The organism is Citrobacter sedlakii (genome assembly GCF_018128425.1).
Taxonomy (GTDB): Bacteria; Pseudomonadota; Gammaproteobacteria; order Enterobacterales; family Enterobacteriaceae; genus Citrobacter_A; species Citrobacter_A sedlakii.
The window spans coordinates 2750989-2769481 of record NZ_CP071070.1; the positions used below are offsets into that span (position 1 = coordinate 2750989).

Sequence of the window (18493 nt, forward strand, 5' to 3'; positions counted from 1 at the left end):
CAACAACTATACTGACCATTTTCCCCCCTTCATGGGCCAGCAGGGGTACTATCTACCAAAATCGCCGCTCGATTTCCTGTATTACTGAAATCGTCATATCCTTGAGTTTACATCATGAATATGCTGGAAAAAATCCAGTCTCAACTGGAACATTTAAGCAAATCTGAACGCAAAGTCGCCGATGTTATTCTTGCCTCGCCAGAACGGGCGATTCACTGCAGTATCGCGACCCTTGCTCAGGAAGCCAACGTCAGCGAACCTACCGTCAACCGCTTCTGCCGCAGTATGGAGACCCGGGGGTTTCCGGATTTTAAACTGCATCTGGCGCAAAGTCTGGCAAATGGTACCCCGTATGTAAATCGCAATGTCGATGAAGATGACAGCGTAGAGTCATATACGGGAAAAATTTTTGAATCCGCGATGGCAAGCCTCGATCACGTTCGCCAGTCACTGGACAAGTCGGCGGTTAACCGTGCGGTAGATCTCCTCACCCAGGCGAAAAAAATCGCATTTTTCGGCCTCGGTTCCTCTGCCGCCGTCGCCCATGACGCGATGAATAAGTTTTTCCGCTTCAACGTCCCGGTGATCTATTCGGACGATATCGTGCTGCAACGGATGAGCTGTATGAATTGTAGCGACGATGATGTGGTCGTGCTGATCTCTCACACCGGGCGAACCAAAAGTCTGGTTGAGCTGGCGCAACTGGCGCGCGAAAACGATGCGATGGTCATTGCTCTCACCTCCGCCGGTACGCCGCTGGCCCGAGAAGCCACGCTGGCGATTACCCTGGATGTACCGGAAGATACTGACATTTATATGCCCATGGTCTCTCGACTTGCGCAGTTGACCGTGATAGATGTGCTGGCAACAGGATTTACTTTGCGTCGTGGGGCAAAATTCAGAGATAACTTGAAGCGTGTCAAGGAAGCGCTTAAGGAATCGCGTTTTGATAAAGAATTACTCATCAAGAGTGATAACCGCTAACAGCAATAATAAGTACGACCTTTTTTCGTCATCCGGTTTTGTTCGCTATGCTATGTAAAGGTTTTCAGAACCGCCGGATCAATATTCACGCAACACCAAGTTGTTTTAGTTAACGGAGTATTACATGTCCAGAAGGCTTCGCAGAACCAAGATCGTCACCACCTTAGGCCCGGCTACTGACCGCGATAACAATCTTGAGAAGATTATCGCCGCGGGCGCCAACGTGGTGCGCATGAATTTCTCTCACGGCTCGCCAGAAGATCATAAAATGCGCGCGGATAAAGTTCGTGAGATTGCCGCCAAACTGGGACGCCACGTGGCGATTCTGGGAGACCTCCAGGGGCCAAAAATTCGTGTTTCAACCTTCAAAGAAGGCAAGGTTTTCCTCAACATCGGCGATAAATTCCTGTTAGACGCCAACCTCGGCAAAGGCGAAGGCGACAAAGAGAAAGTCGGCATCGATTATAAAGGACTGCCGGCAGACGTCGTGCCTGGCGACATTCTGCTGCTCGACGACGGACGCGTTCAGTTGAAAGTGCTGGAAGTTCAGGGCATGAAAGTGTTCACCGAGGTAACCGTCGGTGGACCGCTTTCCAATAATAAAGGCATTAACAAGCTGGGCGGCGGTCTGTCTGCGGAAGCGCTGACCGAAAAAGACAAAGCGGATATCGTTACTGCCGCGCTGATCGGCGTTGATTATCTCGCCGTCTCCTTCCCGCGCTGCGGCGAAGATCTGAACTACGCGCGTCGCCTGGCGCGTGACGCGGGCTGTGATGCGAAAATCGTTGCCAAAGTGGAACGTGCTGAAGCGGTGTGCGATCAGAACGCGATGGATGACATCATTCTGGCCTCCGATGTGGTGATGGTTGCCCGTGGCGACCTCGGCGTTGAGATTGGCGACCCGGAGCTGGTCGGTATTCAGAAAGCACTGATTCGTCGCGCGCGTCAGCTGAACCGCGCGGTGATTACCGCTACCCAGATGATGGAGTCGATGATCACCAACCCTATGCCTACCCGCGCGGAAGTTATGGACGTGGCTAACGCCGTGCTGGATGGGACCGATGCGGTCATGCTGTCAGCAGAAACAGCCGCGGGCCAGTACCCGGCGGAAACCGTCGCCGCAATGGCGCGCGTATGCCTCGGCGCGGAAAAAATCCCGAGCATCAACGTCTCTAAACACCGTCTGGACGTTCAGTTCGACAACGTGGAAGAGGCCATTGCAATGTCCGCCATGTACGCCGCGAACCATCTGAAGGGTGTGACTGCGATCATCACCATGACCGAGTCTGGTCGTACCGCGCTGATGACCTCTCGCATCAGTTCCGGTCTGCCGATCTTCGCCATGTCCCGCCATGAGCGCACGCTGAACCTGACGTCTCTGTATCGTGGCGTTACGCCGGTACATTTTGACAGCGCGGCTGACGGTGTGGTGGCTGCAAGCGAAGCGGTAAACCTGCTGCGCGACAAAGGCTATCTGGTCTCCGGCGATCTGGTGATCGTGACCCAGGGTGATGTGATGAGCACCATCGGATCTACCAATACCACACGCATTCTGACCGTAGAGTAAACGAGATGTTTGCCCGGTTTCTCCGGCCCATGCCCGTACAGGCATGGGCAGATGAAGCCGCCGCCCTCTGCTGTGAGTAAAAAAACCTCTCTGACGAGAGGTTTTTTTTATTTGATGGGATACAGCTCTTTGCGCTTGTATGGCTGGATTTCACCCGGCTTGCGTGTTTTCAGCAGCTTCAGGATCCAGGTATATTGCTCAGGATGCGGGCCGACAAAGATTTCCACTTCCTCGTTCATCCGACGGGCAATGGTGTTGTCGTCAGCGGTCAACAGATCGTCCATCGGCGGGCGAACCTGAATGGTCAGGCGATGGGTTTTACCGTCATAGACCGGGAACAGGGGGATGACGCGCGCGCGGCACACTTTCATCAGGCGACCAATCGCTGGCAGCGTCGCTTTGTACGTTGCAAAGAAATCCACAAACTCGCTGTGTTCCGGACCGTGATCCTGATCGGGAAGGTAGTACCCCCAGTAACCCTGGCGCACCGACTGTATAAACGGCTTGATGCCGTCGTTACGCGCATGGAGACGACCGCCGAAACGACGACGCACCGTGTTCCAGACATAATCAAACACCGGATTTCCCTGGTTATGGAACATCGCCGCCATTTTCTGCCCCTGCGAAGCCATCAGCATCGCCGGAATATCCACACCCCAGCCGTGCGGCACCAGAAATATCACCTTTTCGTCATTACGACGCATCTCGTCGATGATCTCCAGCCCCTCCCAGTCAACACGTGACTGTATTTTTTCAGGGCCGCGTATCGCCAGCTCCGCCATCATTGCCATCGCCTGCGGCGCGGTGGCGAACATCTCATCAACAATGGCCTCGCGTTGCGCTTCGCTTCGTTCGGGAAAGCACAACGATAAATTGATCAGCGCACGACGACGCGAGCTTTTGCCCATGCGTCCGGCAAAACGCCCCAGCTTTGCGAGCAGCGGGTCGCGAAAAGAGGCTGGCGTTAAGGCGATGCCCGCCATTGCCGCGACGCCCAACCAGGCGCCCCAGTAACGGGGATGGCGAAAGGATTTTTCAAATTCAGGGATGTACTCAATATTATTTTTTTTTGTTTCCATGCTCGTCCAGTGCCTGATGACGCAAACAATAAATCTGATGATAGTGTAGCGGCGCACCCTGCCGCGCACAAAATAAAAAAGCCGGCACACCATTGCGTACCGGCTTTCTGCGCGTAGGGGTTAATCGAAACGTAACTGTGGCAGAACTTCTTTCACCTGCGCCAGGTAATCCGTACGATCTTTACCGGTCAGCCCTTCCGTACGCGGCAGTTTCGCCGTCAGAGGGTTCACCGCCTGCTGGTTAATCCACACTTCATAGTGCAGATGCGGCCCCGTAGAGCGTCCGGTATTACCGGAAAGCGCGATACGATCGCCACGTTTCACTTTCTGCCCAGGTTTAACCAGCAGTTTACGCAGGTGCATATAGCGAGTGGTATAGGTACGACCATGACGCACCGCCACGTAGTAACCCGCCGCGCCGCTGCGCTTCGCCACGACCACTTCGCCGTCACCGACAGAAAGCACTGGCGTACCCTGCGGCATGGCGAAATCAACGCCACGGTGCGGCGCAACGCGTCCCGTAACCGGGTTAGTACGACGCGGATTAAAGTTAGAGGAGACGCGGAACTGTTTGGCCGTCGGGAAACGCAGGAAGCCTTTCGCCAGGCCGGTACCGTTGCGGTCGTAGAACTTCCCGTCTTCAGCGCGGATCGCATAATAATCCTTGCCCGCAGAACGTAGACGCACGCCCAGCAGTTGGCTCTGTTCACGCTTGCCGTCAAGCATTTCACGCGACATCAGCACCGCAAACTCATCGCCTTTCTTCAGCTTGCGGAAGTCCATCTGCCACTGCATAGCTTTAATAACCGCGCTGATTTCTGAACTGGTCAACCCGGCGTTTCTGGCGCTGGCGACAAAGCTGCCGCCGACGGTGCCTTTCAGCAGGCTGTTGACCCAGTCGCCCTGTTGCGTTTCCGCCGTCATTTTAAAACCGTTTGCCGCCGTCCGATCGTAGGTACGGGTTTCACGACGCGACATTTCCCAGGTCAGGCGCTGTAAATCGCCATCGGCTGTCAGCGTCCACGAAAGCTGCTGACCGATTTTCAGGTTACGCAGTTCTTTATCCGACGCGGCAAGCTGAGTGATATCGCTCATATCAATGCCGTACTGATTCAGGATACTGCTCAGCGTATCGCCAGTGGAGACAACATATTCATGAACGCCCGCTTCGCTCGAAATTTTATCGTCCAGCTCATCCTGCGGAATGGCTTCATCTTCCTGCGCAGCCTGATCGATAGGCTCGCTGGCCTCAGGAAGCAGAGAACGAATTTCGCTTTTTTCCAGTTCGATGGTTTTAACGATGGGGGCGGAATCGGGGTGGTAAACATAGGGCCGCCATACAGCGACGGCCAACGTAAGAACGGTAAGGGACCCCAGCATAACGCGATGGGGTCTTGGCAGATTATTAAATGCCAGAGCGACAGAGCGGGCTATCTGTTGCACGTATTCACTTCCTCATTAATCTCCTTTCAGGCAGCTCGCATACTGGTTCGCTAATTGGCTTAAGAACGCGGAATAGCTCGTTTTACCCAGTTTGATATTCGTCCCGAGCGGATCCAGCGTTCCCATTCGAACGGATGTCCCTCTCGCAACGGCTTCGACGACCGCTGGCCTGAACTGTGGCTCAGCAAAAACGCAGGTTGCTTTTTGCTCAACCAACTGTGTTCGTATTTCATGTAAACGCTGCGCACCAGGTTGTATCTCAGGGTTTACGGTAAAGTGACCCAGCGGAGTCAGCCCGTAGTGTTTTTCGTAATAGCCATAGGCGTCATGAAAAACAAAATAACCTTTACCCTTGAGCGGTGCCAGCTCGTTACCGACCTGCTTATCGGTTGCGGCTAATTGTGCCTCAAAATCTTTCAGGTTGGCGTCAAGTTTGGCTCGACTTTGCGGCATAAGTTCCACTAATTTTTCATGGATTGCAACCGCTGTAGACCGCGCTATCTCTGGGGAAAGCCAAAGATGCATGTTGTACTCGCCATGATGGTGATGCGCATCACCTTTTTCACCGTGCGCAGCGTCATGATCGTGTTCATTCTCGTCGTCATCCGCGCCTTTCATGAGCAACGGTTTCACGTCATTCAGGTGCGCAATCGTTACCTGTTTCGCCTGCGGGATTTTACTCACCGGTTTTTCCATGAACGCTTCCATTTCTGGACCAATCCAGACGACTAAGTCCGCGCCCTGTAAGCGTTTTACATCCGATGGACGCAGTGAATAATCATGCTCGGATGCCCCGTCCGGAAGTAATACCTCCGTCTCCGTCACGCCGTCGGCAATCGCCGACGCGATAAAACCTACTGGCTTAAGCGAGGCAACAACGGCGGCGTTTGCAGCCTGGGTTGCACCACCCCAAAGAGCGGCGGATAATGCAGCGAAAAGAAGCGTATTTTTATGTAACATAATGCGACCAATCATCGTAACGTTTGTGTGAATTGTGATATTATAACATTCCACGACATCTGCAAGACTAAAATTGACATGACGACTTTGGTATCACTGGAAAATGTCTCGGTCTCTTTCGGGCAGCGCCGCGTGCTCTCTGACGTGTCGCTTGAGCTCAGACCCGGCAAAATTTTAACGCTTCTTGGGCCTAACGGCGCCGGTAAATCGACCCTGGTCCGGGTTGTGCTCGGTCTGGTAGCGCCGGACGAAGGGGTGATCAAGCGCAACGGAAAATTGCGTATCGGTTACGTCCCACAAAAATTATATCTCGACACCACCTTGCCGCTCACGGTCAATCGTTTTTTACGCCTGCGTCCCGCGACCCGCAAAGAAGATATCCTGCCAGCGCTGAAGCGCGTGCAGGCAGGACATCTTATCGACGCGCCGATGCAAAAGCTGTCCGGCGGCGAAACCCAGCGCGTTCTGCTGGCCCGCGCGTTGCTGAACCAGCCGCAGCTCTTGGTGCTGGACGAGCCGACACAAGGCGTGGACGTCAATGGTCAAGTCGCGCTGTACGATCTTATCGACCAATTGCGTCGTGAATTGGATTGCGCAGTGCTGATGGTCTCCCATGACCTGCATCTGGTGATGGCGAAAACCGACGAAGTGCTGTGCCTTAACCACCACATCTGCTGTTCAGGAACGCCTGAAATCGTTTCCATGCACCCGGAATTTATCTCGATGTTTGGCCCTCGTGGCGCTGAACAGTTAGGGATTTACCGTCATCACCATAATCATCGCCACGACTTACAGGGTCGTATTGTGCTGCGCCGGGGAAATGGTCACTCATGATTGAATTGTTATTGCCCGGCTGGCTGGCCGGGATCATGCTGGCTTGTGCGGCTGGCCCGTTAGGTTCGTTTGTTGTCTGGCGCCGGATGTCCTATTTCGGCGATACGCTGGCCCACGCGTCGCTGTTGGGCGTGGCCTTCGGGCTTCTGCTGAATGTTAATCCGTTCTACGCGGTTATTGTTGTAACCCTGATGCTGGCGGCAGGCCTGGTGTGGCTGGAAAAACGCCCTCACCTCGCCATCGACACACTGCTTGGCATTATGGCCCACAGCGCGTTGTCGCTTGGCCTGGTGGTGGTCAGTCTGATGTCAAATATTCGCGTTGATCTGATGGCTTATCTGTTTGGCGACCTGCTGGCCGTGACGCCGGAGGATTTGCTTTCCATCGCCATTGGCGTGGTGATTGTGTTGGGGATCCTCGGCTGGCAGTGGCGGAATTTATTGTCGATGACCATCAGTCCCGACCTGGCGTTCGTCGATGGCGTGAAGTTGCAGCGCGTGAAGCTGCTGCTGATGCTGGTCACCGCGCTAACCATCGGCGTGGCGATGAAGTTCGTGGGTGCGCTGATTATTACCTCCTTGTTGATTATTCCCGCCGCCACCGCGCGACGGTTTGCCCGTACGCCGGAACAAATGGCCGCGGTAGCAGTGGTAGCAGGCATGATCGCGGTGACAGGCGGCCTGACCTTCTCCGCGCTTTACGATACTCCCGCCGGTCCGTCAGTGGTGTTATGCGCCGCGCTGCTTTTTATCCTCAGCATGATGAAAAAGCAGGCGAACTGATATGCGCACGTCGCATGCGATGAAAAACAAAGCCCGGTTTCCCCGGGCTCTGAACACAACGTACTTTTTCAACTGTAAGCATTGAGTGTTCGCTGGCACAGCGCCGAGCGCACACAATCCTCTTTGCCAAAGCGGACAATGCCGACCATTTCATCTTCACTGAAGCGCGCCAGCGCATCGCTTAATCCAGACTGAACGTGCGCGGGTAAATCGCATTGGGTGATATCCCCATTCACAATGACCGTCACGTTCTCCCCGAGGCGAGTTAAAAACATTTTCATTTGCGCAGCAGTGACATTCTGAGCCTCGTCGAGAATGACCACCGCATTTTCAAATGTACGTCCGCGCATATAGGCGAACGGCGCGATTTCTACCTTACCGATTTCAGGTCGCAGGCAATATTGCATAAAGGATGCCCCGAGCCGTTTAACCAGCACGTCGTAAACAGGCCGGAAATACGGGGCAAACTTCTCCGCTACATCCCCAGGTAAGAAGCCGAGATCTTCGTCGGCCTGCAGAACTGGACGGGTTACGATGATCCTGTCAACATCCTTATGTATCAGGGCCTCTGCTGCTTTTGCCGCGCTGATCCAGGTTTTACCGCACCCGGCTTCGCCCGTGGCGAAAATCAGTTGTTTACTCTCGATAGCATTCAGGTACTGCGACTGAGCGTCATTACGCGCCTTGATTGGCGTGGTGTCGCGACTGTCGCGCGCCATGCCGATCGCTTCTACGCCACTCATCTGCACAAGCGAGGTGACCGATTCTTCTTCACGCTGTTTATGACTGCGCGAGTCCCGTCTCAGCACACGTTTTGCCTCACGACGAGCTTTGATCACTGCTTTTTGTCTTCCCATGGATAGCACCTTGAGTTGTTGGTATTCATCACACGCGCCGTTGGCAGCGCGATTATGCGCACAAACATCTGAGGGTTGGCTTCCTTGTAAGCCATGACTTGCCTTTCGAAAAGACGCCACGCACGGCTACGCGCACCGACAATGGCGTCCGTATGACATCGTAAAAGGAGGGGGGAGAGAAATTTAGCGGTGACGAGGGGGCAACCGGATGAAAGACGTCCGCGAAAGAGAGTGCATTGATGTTCAACAAGCTGTCCAGTACAGGACCTTACCATCCGCGATCTCCATAGTGAATGTTCATCACCGCCGGGAACTACCGCTCTTACTTTTAAGTACATCAGAATTTAGTAATATTGCAACAATATATTTACACAATATTAACTGAATTCACTTTTGATGTTGGCAACAGTCTCTTACAAGCATATTACAAAATTATTTCAAAAATCGGATCATACAAAAAAACTATTTTTTTAAGCCGCGCCGTCAGCCCTGTCCGTGGACAGGGTGACAGTATCAGGCTTCAAGGAGCGACTGGCCAAGATAATGATCCGGATCCTTCACGCCAGGAAAAACAAAGAAGTAGCCTCCACCAATCGGCTTTATGTACTCCTCCAGCGCTTCCCCATTCAGACGCTTTTGCACTGCCAGAAAACCTTTTTCGAGATCGTGCTGATAGCAGACAAACAAGAGCCCCATATCAAGTTGACCGGAAGGCGTCACCCCGAGGGAATAGCTGTAGCCACGGCGCAACATCAGACTGGACTGGGTTTCCGGCGTGCGTGGATTGGCAAGACGTATATGGCTGTCCAGCGCAATCACATTCCCGTCCGGATCGCTGGCATAGTCGGGCACGTCATGCTCGTGCCGCATTCCCAGCGGCGCTCCCGTCTGCTTGTCGCGACCAAAAATTGTCTGCTGCTCTTTAAGCGGCGTCCGGTCCCAGAACTCTACGCGGAACTGAATCAGACGCACCGCCTGATAAGTGCCGCCAGTCGCCCACGCAGGTTCATTTTGATCTGAGGTAATCCATACCACCGCCTGCATAAGTTTGCCATCGCGGCTGTCCGGGTTTGCCGTACCGTCCTTGAAACCCAGCAAATTGACAGGCGTCTCTTTCCCTTTGCTCCGCGCCGCGTGGTCGGATATAAACCCTTCCCGCTTCCAGCGAATGCTCAGCAGATCCGGCGTGTGCTTAATGATATCGCGCAGGGCATGTATCACCGTATCCTGAGTATTGGCGCAAATCTGCAACAGCAAATCGCCATGACACAGCGCGGCGTCCAGCGAGTCATTGGGGAAACGGGTCATCTTTTGTAGCGATGTCGGCATGTGTGGCTGCAAGCCGAAACGCGCATCAAACAGCGAATAACCCGCCGACAAGGTCATGGTGAGGTTATCCGGAGCAATGTAGGCCCCAAGAATGCCCGAGTCCATTGGCGGCAGACGGGGGTTAGGCGTATCCGGCGCAGGACCGCCGTGAGTCAGAAAGGCAATGCGCTTTGTCAGCAGACGGAACAAACGTTCGAGATCGGCCCTTTCACTCGCCAGGACGTCAAAAGCCACCAGCATCATCGACGCCTGCTGTGGCGTCAGGATCCCGGCCTGATGCGCACCATAAAACGGCTGCCTCTCGTTGCGGGCATCCGGCGCTAACGTCCCCGGGGCGCTGCGCGTTATTTGCGCATGAGCGACCGGACATCCGCCGGCCAGCGCCAGTGTGCCGCCAAGAGCGCCCATCCCTTTCAGTAAACGTCGGCGTGACGGCTCGCTCACGCCGGTTTTGTCATCGTCCTGCATCGCGGTTAATCCAGTCCCAGTACGCCGCGTAGCTGCGCGAGATCTTCCGCGAGCGCGGTAATTGGTCCCTTCAGGGCGTTACGGTCAGCCCCGGTCAGCTTGTCGTAGGTTTCAAAGCCGTCCGGGGTGCGGTATTTCGCGAGGATGGTATCGACTTTTTTAAAGTTAGCATCCACCTTCGCCAGCAGTTCGGCGTTTGCATCCTGCAACTGCGGACGCAACAGGTTGACAATTTTCTGCGCGCCATCAACGTTGGCCTGGAAATCCCACAGATCGGTGCGGCTGTAGCGTTCTTCTTCGCCACTGATTTTGGTGGCGGCCACTTCTTCAATCAGCGCCGCAGCCCCACCCACCACTTTGGACGGCGGGAACGCAAGTTCACTGATGCGTTTTTGCAGATCCTGCACGTCCGTATACAGCCTGTCGGCGTACTGCGCCATACCTTTGTTGCTATTGTCGCTGAACAGTGCCTTTTCCAGACGGTGAAAACCGGTGAATTTCGGGTCAGCGGCTTTCTGTTCGTAGTCGTCTTCGCGGGCATCAATGCTGCCGTCGAGATCGGAGAACAGTTCGGCAATCGGTTCAATACGTTCATAATGTTGCCGCGTCGGCGCATACAGCGACTTCGCTTTATTCATGTCGCCTGCCTTCACCGCATCGGTAAAGGCTTTTGTCCCGGACACCAGTTGCGCGGTTTCGGCGGTGACAAAGGCTTTGTATTCGCTAATGGCGTCGCTCAGACGTAACAGCGCGTCGCTTTGCGCCCCTTCAACGCTAGCGGCGCCTTTAACAACCAGCTTCCCTTTGGGATTGGTCAGCAGGCCGCAGGTCATTTCATATTCGCCCGGCTGCAGATTGGCGGTCATTTTCTGGCTGAAACCGGGCGCGATATTTTCGCGCTCTTCAACCACCATCACCCCTTTAAGGATTTCCCATTCCAGCGCTTTCTGACTGTGGTTTCGAATGATAAATTGTGTCTTACCGGCGTTCACCGTAAGCGTCATCGGCTCGCACCGTTTATCGGTTACCGTCACATTCACTTGCGGCACATCGGCGGCATGCGCTGACAAGGTGGAAGCGAAAAGCGCGGCCATGCCAGGCAGCAGCGCACTTATGCGGAAGTTTTTCGTCATGACCATCCCTTTAAAGTATGTTGTAACTAATTAAAAATTTGCGTCGCACTGCCTTATGGCGTGATGCCTGACGCGGTTGCGCCTGTACGCGGCAGCAATACAAACAGCACCAGCGCCGGTATCAGGTAGATAAACCAGACCGCCACCTCGCTAACGCTTGGCGCTTCCTGGTAACCAAAAATGCCTTCCATCAGGGTGCCAAACAATGAATGTGTCGACAGAACGGCGCTCATATCAAACGCAACATCCTGGAAGTGATTCCACAGCCCCGCCTCGTGGAAGGCGCGGATCGCACCCGCCGCCAGACCTGCCGCCACCAGTAAAATGAACAGGCTGGTCCATTTAAAGAAGGCTGCCAGATTCAGACGAATGCCGCCCCAATAAAGTAAGAAGCCCAGGATCACGGCAGTGGCCAGCCCCAGCAGCGCCCCTACCGGCGGCCAGATACCCACGTCCTGTTGAAACGCGGCCAGCAGAAAAAAGACCGACTCCAGCCCTTCCCTCGCTACTGCAAAAAAGACCATCAGGATCAGCGCCCAGCCCTGGTGATTGCCGCGTTGCAGCGCATTGTCCACCGCCTGTTCAAGCGCCACCTTGACGTTGCGCGATACTCTCCGCATCCAGAACACCATCCAGGTGAGGATCGCGACCGCAATCACCGCCACTATCCCTTCGAACAGTTCCTGCTCTTTTTGTGGAAACTCGCCGGTCGTCTCGTTAATCACAACCCCAAGCCCAAGACAAAGCGCGGCGGCGAGAATAACGCCAACCCACATTGCGCGGATCCAACGCCCCCGCTGGGTTCGCTTCAGGTAACTGGCTATCAGGCTGACAATCAGCGCGGCTTCCAGCCCTTCACGCAACATAATCAGAAACGGAACAAACATGCCGGACACCCTTAACGTTATTGTCAGTCAATTAATGCAAAGAAAAGTAAATTAGAGTGATAGTGATTATCATTACGCAAAATAAAAATTCAAGCGGAATGTCATGAGAATGATGTCTGAATGTAAACACTTAGCGAGGTAAGAATACGTGCCGTTGGGTAAATGGGCGGTGATAAAAAGGCCCGCTTTGAGCGGGCCTGGAAAGTCGTTGGGCGGAACCTGCAGAAGGTCTCGCGGCAAAGAATGTCTAACGATTAATTTTCCTGCAAACGCGACGGCGGCGCAGAGTGATAGTGCGCATCCGCCTCAGCGAAGCGTTGTAGCATGGCAGACGACGGCGCTTTCCCCAGCAGACTGAAGATAACTATCCCGATACTGCCAAAGATAAAGCCAGGAATGATTTCGTACAGATCCAGCCAGCCAAAGTGCTTCCAGACAATAACGGTGGCTGCGCCGATAATCATCCCCGCCAGCGCGCCGTTGCGGGTCATTCGCGGCCACAAGACGGAGAACAGCACGACCGGACCAAACGCGGCGCCAAAACCGGCCCAGGCGTAGCTCACCAGACCCAACACGCGGTTGTCCGGATTGGCAGCCAGGGCGATCGCCACCAGCGCCACCACCAACACCATCACGCGCCCGACCCACACCAGTTCCTGCTGACTTGCCCCTTTGCGTAGAAACGCCTTGTACAAATCTTCCGTAATCGCGCTGGAACAGACCAACAGTTGGCAGCTGAGCGTGGACATCACCGCCGCCAGAATCGCGGACAGCAGAATACCGGCAATCCACGGATTAAACAGGATTTGCGCCAGCTCAATGAACACTCGCTCAGCGTTTTGATCCACCGCGCCCGCCAGCGCCGGATTGTTAGTAAAGTATGCGATGCCAAAGAAACCGACCGCTACCGCTCCCGCCAGGCAGAGGATCATCCAGGCCATACTGATGCGCCGTGCGTGGACGATACTGTGGTGGGAATCCGCCGCCATAAAACGCGCCAGAATATGCGGCTGGCCGAAGTAGCCCAGCCCCCAGCCCATCAGGGAAATAATGGCCACAACATTCAGTCCTTTAAGCATGTCGACATTTTCAATGCTCTTTTGCTTGATCACTTCCAGCGACTCGCCAAAGCCGCCAACGCCGATAATCACCATTACCGGGGTCAGGATCAGTGCGAAAATCATCAGGCTGGCCTGTACAGTGTCGGTCCAGCTTACTGCCAGGAATCCGCCAATAAAGGTGTACAGGATGGTCGCCGCCGCGCCTGCCCACAGAGCGGTTTCATAGCTCATGCCAAATGTGCTTTCAAACAGACGCGCGCCGGCCACTATCCCGGACGCGCAGTAAATCGTAAAGAACAGCAGGATCACCAGCGCGGAGATAATGCGCAGGATCCGGCTTTTATCTTCAAAGCGACCGGTGAAATAATCCGGCAGCGTCAGGGCGTTATTGTTGTATTCCGTGTGTACGCGCAGGCGTCCGGCAACCAGCTTCCAGTTAATCCATGCGCCTAATGTCAAACCGATAGCAATCCAGCTTTCCGAAATACCGGAAAGAAAAATCGCGCCAGGTAAGCCCATCAGCAGCCAGCCGCTCATATCCGAAGCGCCTGCGGATAACGCCGTGACGAAGGGGCCGAGGCTGCGACCACCCAAAATATAATCATCAAAGTTCTTGGTTGAACGCCAGGCGATAAAGCCAATCAATATCATGCCAAAAATATATACGCAGAATGTCACCAGCATCGGTGTGCTAATTGCCATAAATTCTCCAAACTTTACTGTTTTATTGCTCTGCCGGAACGTGACAGAGCATGTTGTATTTGCCAGGCGACCGTATCCTGCCGGAAGCGCGGGTTATTCACAATCGATTTAACACACCATTTACATCAATTTTTATTGCAGATGAATACTATTTTCTTGCAGGTTGCACTCTCTCACATTTTTTACGGTTGCACCTTTTAAAAGTGTTAAGTGCCGCAGAGAAAAAGATACCGTTATTCTTTTCGCTGCGGTCATAGCGCTTTCTTTTATTAACAATTCATTCATTTTTAAGCTTGTTATGCAGGTCACATTTAACGTGGTTGCACAAAGTTGCAACATAGTGGATATTTCTCGATAACTAATCGCAGGACATTACCGAATAACAGGAGCAGACGGCATGGGAACCACCACGATGGGGGTTAAACTGGACGACGCCACGCGTGAACGAATTAAGCTGGCGGCCACGCGCATTGATCGCACCCCGCACTGGCTGATCAAGCAGGCCATTTTTAATTATCTGGAAAAGCTGGAAAATGAAGACGCGTTACCGGAGCTTCCGGCGTTGCTGGCAGGCGCGGCAAACGAAGGCGATGAACCGTCTGCCGCGCAGGAAGACGTCCATCAGCCGTTCCTCGAATTTGCCGAGCAGATCCTGCCGCAGTCGGTTTCGCGCGCCGCCATTACCGCAGCGTACCGTCGTTCAGAAACCGACGCCGTTTCCATGCTGATGGAACAAGCGCGTTTGCCGCAGCCGGTTGCCGAACAAGCGCACAAGCTGGCATATCAGTTGGCGGATAAACTGCGCAACCAGAAAACCGCCAGCGGTCGCGCCGGGATGGTCCAGGGATTGTTGCAGGAATTTTCCCTCTCTTCACAGGAAGGCGTGGCCCTGATGTGTCTGGCGGAAGCGCTACTGCGTATTCCGGACAAAGCAACGCGTGACGCCCTGATCCGTGACAAGATCAGCAACGGAAACTGGCATTCACACATTGGTCGTAGCCCGTCGCTGTTTGTCAACGCCGCCACCTGGGGGTTGCTGTTCACGGGCAAACTGGTTTCCACCCATAACGAAGCCAATCTTTCTCGCTCGCTGAACCGCATAATCGGCAAAAGCGGGGAACCGTTGATCCGCAAAGGCGTGGATATGGCGATGCGTCTGATGGGCGAGCAGTTCGTGACCGGTGAAACCATCGCCGAAGCCCTGGCGAACGCCCGCAAGCTGGAGGAGAAAGGTTTCCGCTATTCTTACGATATGCTCGGCGAAGCCGCGCTGACCGCTGCCGATGCGCAGGCTTATATGGTTTCTTACCAGCAGGCGATCCACGCGATTGGTAAAGCGTCCAATGGTCGCGGCATCTATGAAGGACCGGGGATCTCCATCAAGCTCTCCGCCCTGCACCCGCGCTACAGCCGCGCGCAATACGATCGAGTGATGGAAGAACTCTATCCGCGGCTGAAGTCCCTGACGCTGCTGGCGCGTCAGTACGATATTGGGATCAACATTGACGCAGAAGAAGCCGACCGTCTGGAAATCTCCTTAGACCTGCTGGAAAAACTGTGTTTTGAACCAGAGCTGGCGGGCTGGAACGGGATTGGCTTTGTGATTCAGGCTTACCAGAAGCGCTGTCCGTTTGTGATTGATTATCTGATCGATTTGGCCACCCGCAGCCGCCGTCGCCTGATGATCCGCCTGGTGAAAGGCGCTTACTGGGACAGCGAGATCAAGCGCGCGCAGATGGAAGGTCTGGAAGGCTATCCGGTCTATACCCGTAAGGTGTACACCGATGTTTCTTACCTGGCCTGCGCGAAAAAGCTGCTGGCGGTGCCTAATCTTATCTATCCGCAGTTTGCGACGCATAACGCCCACACGCTGGCGGCCATCTATCAGCTTGCGGGACAGAACTATTATCCGGGCCAGTATGAGTTCCAGTGCCTGCATGGCATGGGCGAACCCCTGTATGAACAGGTCACCGGAAAAGTGGCCGACGGCAAACTGAATCGTCCTTGCCGCATTTATGCGCCGGTGGGCACCCATGAAACACTGCTGGCGTATCTGGTGCGTCGCCTGCTGGAAAACGGCGCGAATACGTCGTTTGTTAATCGTATTGCCGACACCACCTTGCCGCTGGATGAGCTGGTGGCCGATCCGGTAGAAGCCGTGGAGAAGCTGGCGCAGCAGGAAGGCCAAACCGGGTTGCCGCATCCGAAAATTCCGCTGCCGCGCGATCTCTACGGCAAAGGCCGCGACAACTCCGCCGGTCTGGATCTCGCCAATGAACACCGTCTGGCGTCCCTCTCCTCTGCCCTGCTCAACAGCGCAGTGCAGAAATGGCAGGCGAAGCCGATGCTCGAAGATGCGGTTGCTGAAGGGGAAATGCGCCCGGTAATTAACCCTGCCGAACCGAAGGACATCGTCGGCTATGTGCGTGAAGCGAATGAGGCGGAAGTGGAGCTGGCGTTGCAAAGTGCGGTTAACAACGCGCCCATCTGGTTCGCGACCCCGCCGGAAGAACGCGCGGCGATCCTGCATCGTGCCGCAGTGCTGATGGAAGGCCAGATGCAGCACTTAATTGGTATTCTGGTGCGCGAAGCCGGGAAAACGTTCAGCAACGCGATCGCTGAGGTCCGCGAAGCAGTGGACTTCCTGCATTACTATGCCGGTCAGGTACGCGATGATTTCGACAACGAAACGCACCGTCCGCTGGGTCCGGTGGTCTGTATTAGCCCGTGGAACTTCCCGTTGGCGATCTTCACCGGACAAATCGCCGCCGCGCTGGCCGCGGGCAACAGCGTGCTGGCGAAACCCGCCGAGCAAACCCCGCTGATTGCCGCTCAGGGCGTCGCAATTCTGTTGGAAGCGGGCGTACCGCCGGGCGTGGTACAACTGCTGCCAGGACGCGGGGAAACCGTGGGGGCGTCGCTGACCGCTGACAGCCGCGTGCGCGGCGTGATGTTTACCGGCTCAACGGAAGTGGCGACACTGCTGCAACGCACTCTCGCCACCCGACTGGACGCGCAGGGACGCCCGGTTCCGCTGATCGCCGAAACCGGTGGCATGAACGCGATGATCGTGGACTCCTCGGCGCTCACCGAACAGGTGGTTGTCGACGTGCTGGCCTCGGCGTTTGACAGCGCCGGTCAGCGCTGTTCTGCACTGCGTGTACTATGCCTGCAGGATGACATTGCTGACCATACGTTGAAAATGCTGCGCGGCGCGATGGCCGAATGCCGGATGGGCAACCCTGGCCGTCTGACCACGGACATCGGTCCGGTGATTGACGAAGAAGCAAAAAACAACATTGAACGTCACATCCAGACAATGCGTGCAAAAGGCCGTCCGGTGTTCCAGGCGGTGCGTGAAAACAGCGATGACGCCCGCGAGTGGCAGAGCGGTACTTTTGTGATGCCCACGCTTATCGAGCTTGAAAGTTTTGACGAACTGGAAAAAGAGGTCTTCGGCCCGGTACTGCACGTGGTGCGTTACAACCGCAATAACCTGGAGACCTTGATTAAGCAGATTAACGCTTCCGGCTATGGCCTGACTCTGGGCGTCCATACTCGCATTGATGAAACTATCGCCCAGGTTACCGGCTCAGCGCATGTGGGCAACCTGTATGTCAACCGTAACATGGTGGGCGCGGTGGTCGGGGTTCAGCCGTTCGGCGGCGAAGGCTTGTCCGGCACCGGCCCCAAAGCGGGTGGACCGTTGTACCTGTATCGCCTGCTGGCCCACCGTCCGGAAAACGCGCTGTCGATCACCCTGGCGCGTCAGGATGCGGAGTACCCGGTTGACGCTCAGCTTAAGGCCGTGCTAACGGAGCCGCTGACGGCGCTACGCGACTGGGCGCGCGATCGCCCCGAGCTGCATCAGCTTTGCCAGCAATTTGGCGAACTGGCGCAGGCGGGAACACAGCGTCTGCTGCCGGGTCCCACCGGCGAGCGCAATACCTGGACGCTGCTGCCGCGCGAACGGGTATTATGTATTGCCGATGAGGAACAGGACGCACTGGCGCAACTGGCGGCGGTCACCTCGGTTGGCAGTCTGATCCTGTGGCCAGACGATGCGTTCCACCGCGAGCTGGCAAAACGGCTTCCCGCAGCGGTTACCGCCCGTATTCAGTTTGCGAAAGCCGACAGCCTGACTTCGCAGCCATTTGACGCGGTGATCTTCCATGGCGATTCCGATCAGCTTCGCGCACTGTGTGAAGCGGTCGCCGCCCGCGAAGGCGCGATTATCTCCGTGCAGGGCTTTGCCCGTGGCGAAAGCAATATCCTGCTGGAACGGCTGTATATCGAACGGTCGCTAAGCGTGAATACCGCCGCCGCAGGCGGTAACGCCAGCCTGATGACAATCGGTTAATCGTGTAGAATCCCCCCGGTGGCGCTACGCTTACCGGGGCTATGTCT

General features: G+C 55.3%; 13 protein-coding genes. 5 read left to right on the top strand and 8 right to left on the bottom strand.

The genetic code is table 11. The features are described 5' to 3' along the window. Positions 1-114: 114 nt before the first annotated feature. Both JY391_RS13195 and pyk read left to right on the top strand, forming a co-directional pair. Positions 115-984, top strand: coding sequence for a MurR/RpiR family transcriptional regulator (locus tag JY391_RS13195; RefSeq protein ID WP_042287873.1), 870 nt, complete (start codon positions 115-117; stop codon positions 982-984). Positions 985-1108: 124 nt separating this feature from the next. Then, on the top strand, positions 1109-2551 hold the full coding sequence (gene pyk, locus JY391_RS13200) for a pyruvate kinase (protein ID WP_042287875.1): 1443 nt from the start codon (positions 1109-1111) through the stop codon (positions 2549-2551). Positions 2552-2658: 107 nt separating this feature from the next. On the opposite strand, the gene lpxM is transcribed toward pyk, so the two are convergent. The 3 genes from lpxM to znuA all read right to left on the bottom strand — a co-directional run bounded on the left by lpxM (position 2659) and on the right by znuA (position 6033). Beyond that, entirely contained in the window at positions 2659-3630 is a 972-nt protein-coding gene (gene lpxM, locus JY391_RS13205) for a lauroyl-Kdo(2)-lipid IV(A) myristoyltransferase (RefSeq protein ID WP_042287878.1), read from the bottom strand. A gap of 120 nt (positions 3631-3750) precedes the next feature. Further along, positions 3751-5073 (bottom strand): murein DD-endopeptidase MepM, encoded by a 1323-nt coding sequence (gene mepM / locus JY391_RS13210; RefSeq protein ID WP_042287880.1) that lies wholly within the window; start codon positions 5071-5073, stop codon positions 3751-3753. 15 nt (positions 5074-5088) lie between these two features. Next, positions 5089-6033, bottom strand: a complete 945-nt coding sequence (znuA, locus tag JY391_RS13215; protein WP_211935801.1) for a zinc ABC transporter substrate-binding protein ZnuA — start codon at positions 6031-6033, stop codon at positions 5089-5091. A 78-nt stretch (positions 6034-6111) separates the two neighbouring features. Here znuA and znuC point away from each other — a divergent pair, with 78 nt between their 5' ends. Continuing rightward, on the top strand, positions 6112-6867 hold the full coding sequence (gene znuC, locus JY391_RS13220; RefSeq protein WP_042287883.1) for a zinc ABC transporter ATP-binding protein ZnuC: 756 nt from the start codon (positions 6112-6114) through the stop codon (positions 6865-6867). Further along, positions 6864-7649: a zinc ABC transporter permease subunit ZnuB gene (gene znuB, locus JY391_RS13225; protein WP_042287886.1), complete on the top strand. Its 786-nt coding sequence runs from the start codon at positions 6864-6866 to the stop codon at positions 7647-7649. The genes znuC and znuB overlap by 4 nt, the downstream gene beginning before the upstream one ends. Before the next feature lie 68 nt (positions 7650-7717). Here the strand turns inward: znuB and phoH are convergent, their stop codons facing one another. The 5 genes from phoH to putP form a co-directional block, all read right to left on the bottom strand. Then, on the bottom strand, positions 7718-8506 hold the full coding sequence (phoH, locus tag JY391_RS13230; RefSeq protein WP_042287889.1) for a phosphate starvation-inducible protein PhoH: 789 nt from the start codon (positions 8504-8506) through the stop codon (positions 7718-7720). Between the two features lie 513 nt (positions 8507-9019). Beyond that, complete coding sequence (efeB, locus tag JY391_RS13235) at positions 9020-10303, bottom strand: iron uptake transporter deferrochelatase/peroxidase subunit (RefSeq protein WP_060569582.1); 1284 nt, start codon at positions 10301-10303, stop codon at positions 9020-9022. Positions 10304-10308: 5 nt separating this feature from the next. Continuing rightward, positions 10309-11436 (bottom strand): iron uptake system protein EfeO, encoded by a 1128-nt coding sequence (efeO, locus tag JY391_RS13240; RefSeq protein WP_211934437.1) that lies wholly within the window; start codon positions 11434-11436, stop codon positions 10309-10311. Between the two features lie 53 nt (positions 11437-11489). Further along, positions 11490-12323, bottom strand: coding sequence for an iron uptake transporter permease EfeU (efeU, locus tag JY391_RS13245; protein WP_211934438.1), 834 nt, complete (start codon positions 12321-12323; stop codon positions 11490-11492). 254 nt (positions 12324-12577) lie between these two features. After that, positions 12578-14086: a sodium/proline symporter PutP gene (gene putP / locus JY391_RS13250; protein WP_042287900.1), complete on the bottom strand. Its 1509-nt coding sequence runs from the start codon at positions 14084-14086 to the stop codon at positions 12578-12580. A gap of 397 nt (positions 14087-14483) precedes the next feature. On the opposite strand from putP, the gene putA reads away from it, so the two are divergent. Beyond that, positions 14484-18446: a trifunctional transcriptional regulator/proline dehydrogenase/L-glutamate gamma-semialdehyde dehydrogenase gene (gene putA / locus JY391_RS13255; protein WP_211934439.1), complete on the top strand. Its 3963-nt coding sequence runs from the start codon at positions 14484-14486 to the stop codon at positions 18444-18446. The last annotated feature ends 47 nt before the right edge of the window (positions 18447-18493 follow it).

Bases quoted from the DNA above. Each gene is read 5' to 3' on its own strand.
- putA (WP_211934439.1), top strand. From the start codon at position 14,484: ATGGGAACCACCACGATGGGGGTTAAACTGGACGACGCCACGCGTGAA.
- efeB (WP_060569582.1), bottom strand. From the start codon at position 10,303: ATGCAGGACGATGACAAAACCGGCGTGAGCGAGCCGTCACGCCGACGT.
- pyk (WP_042287875.1), top strand. From the start codon at position 1,109: ATGTCCAGAAGGCTTCGCAGAACCAAGATCGTCACCACCTTAGGCCCG.
- phoH (WP_042287889.1), bottom strand. From the start codon at position 8,506: ATGGGAAGACAAAAAGCAGTGATCAAAGCTCGTCGTGAGGCAAAACGT.
- znuB (WP_042287886.1), top strand. From the start codon at position 6,864: ATGATTGAATTGTTATTGCCCGGCTGGCTGGCCGGGATCATGCTGGCT.
- znuA (WP_211935801.1), bottom strand. From the start codon at position 6,033: ATGTTACATAAAAATACGCTTCTTTTCGCTGCATTATCCGCCGCTCTT.
- JY391_RS13195 (WP_042287873.1), top strand. From the start codon at position 115: ATGAATATGCTGGAAAAAATCCAGTCTCAACTGGAACATTTAAGCAAA.
- putP (WP_042287900.1), bottom strand. From the start codon at position 14,086: ATGGCAATTAGCACACCGATGCTGGTGACATTCTGCGTATATATTTTT.
- lpxM (WP_042287878.1), bottom strand. From the start codon at position 3,630: ATGGAAACAAAAAAAAATAATATTGAGTACATCCCTGAATTTGAAAAA.
- znuC (WP_042287883.1), top strand. From the start codon at position 6,112: ATGACGACTTTGGTATCACTGGAAAATGTCTCGGTCTCTTTCGGGCAG.
- efeU (WP_211934438.1), bottom strand. From the start codon at position 12,323: ATGTTTGTTCCGTTTCTGATTATGTTGCGTGAAGGGCTGGAAGCCGCG.
- efeO (WP_211934437.1), bottom strand. From the start codon at position 11,436: ATGACGAAAAACTTCCGCATAAGTGCGCTGCTGCCTGGCATGGCCGCG.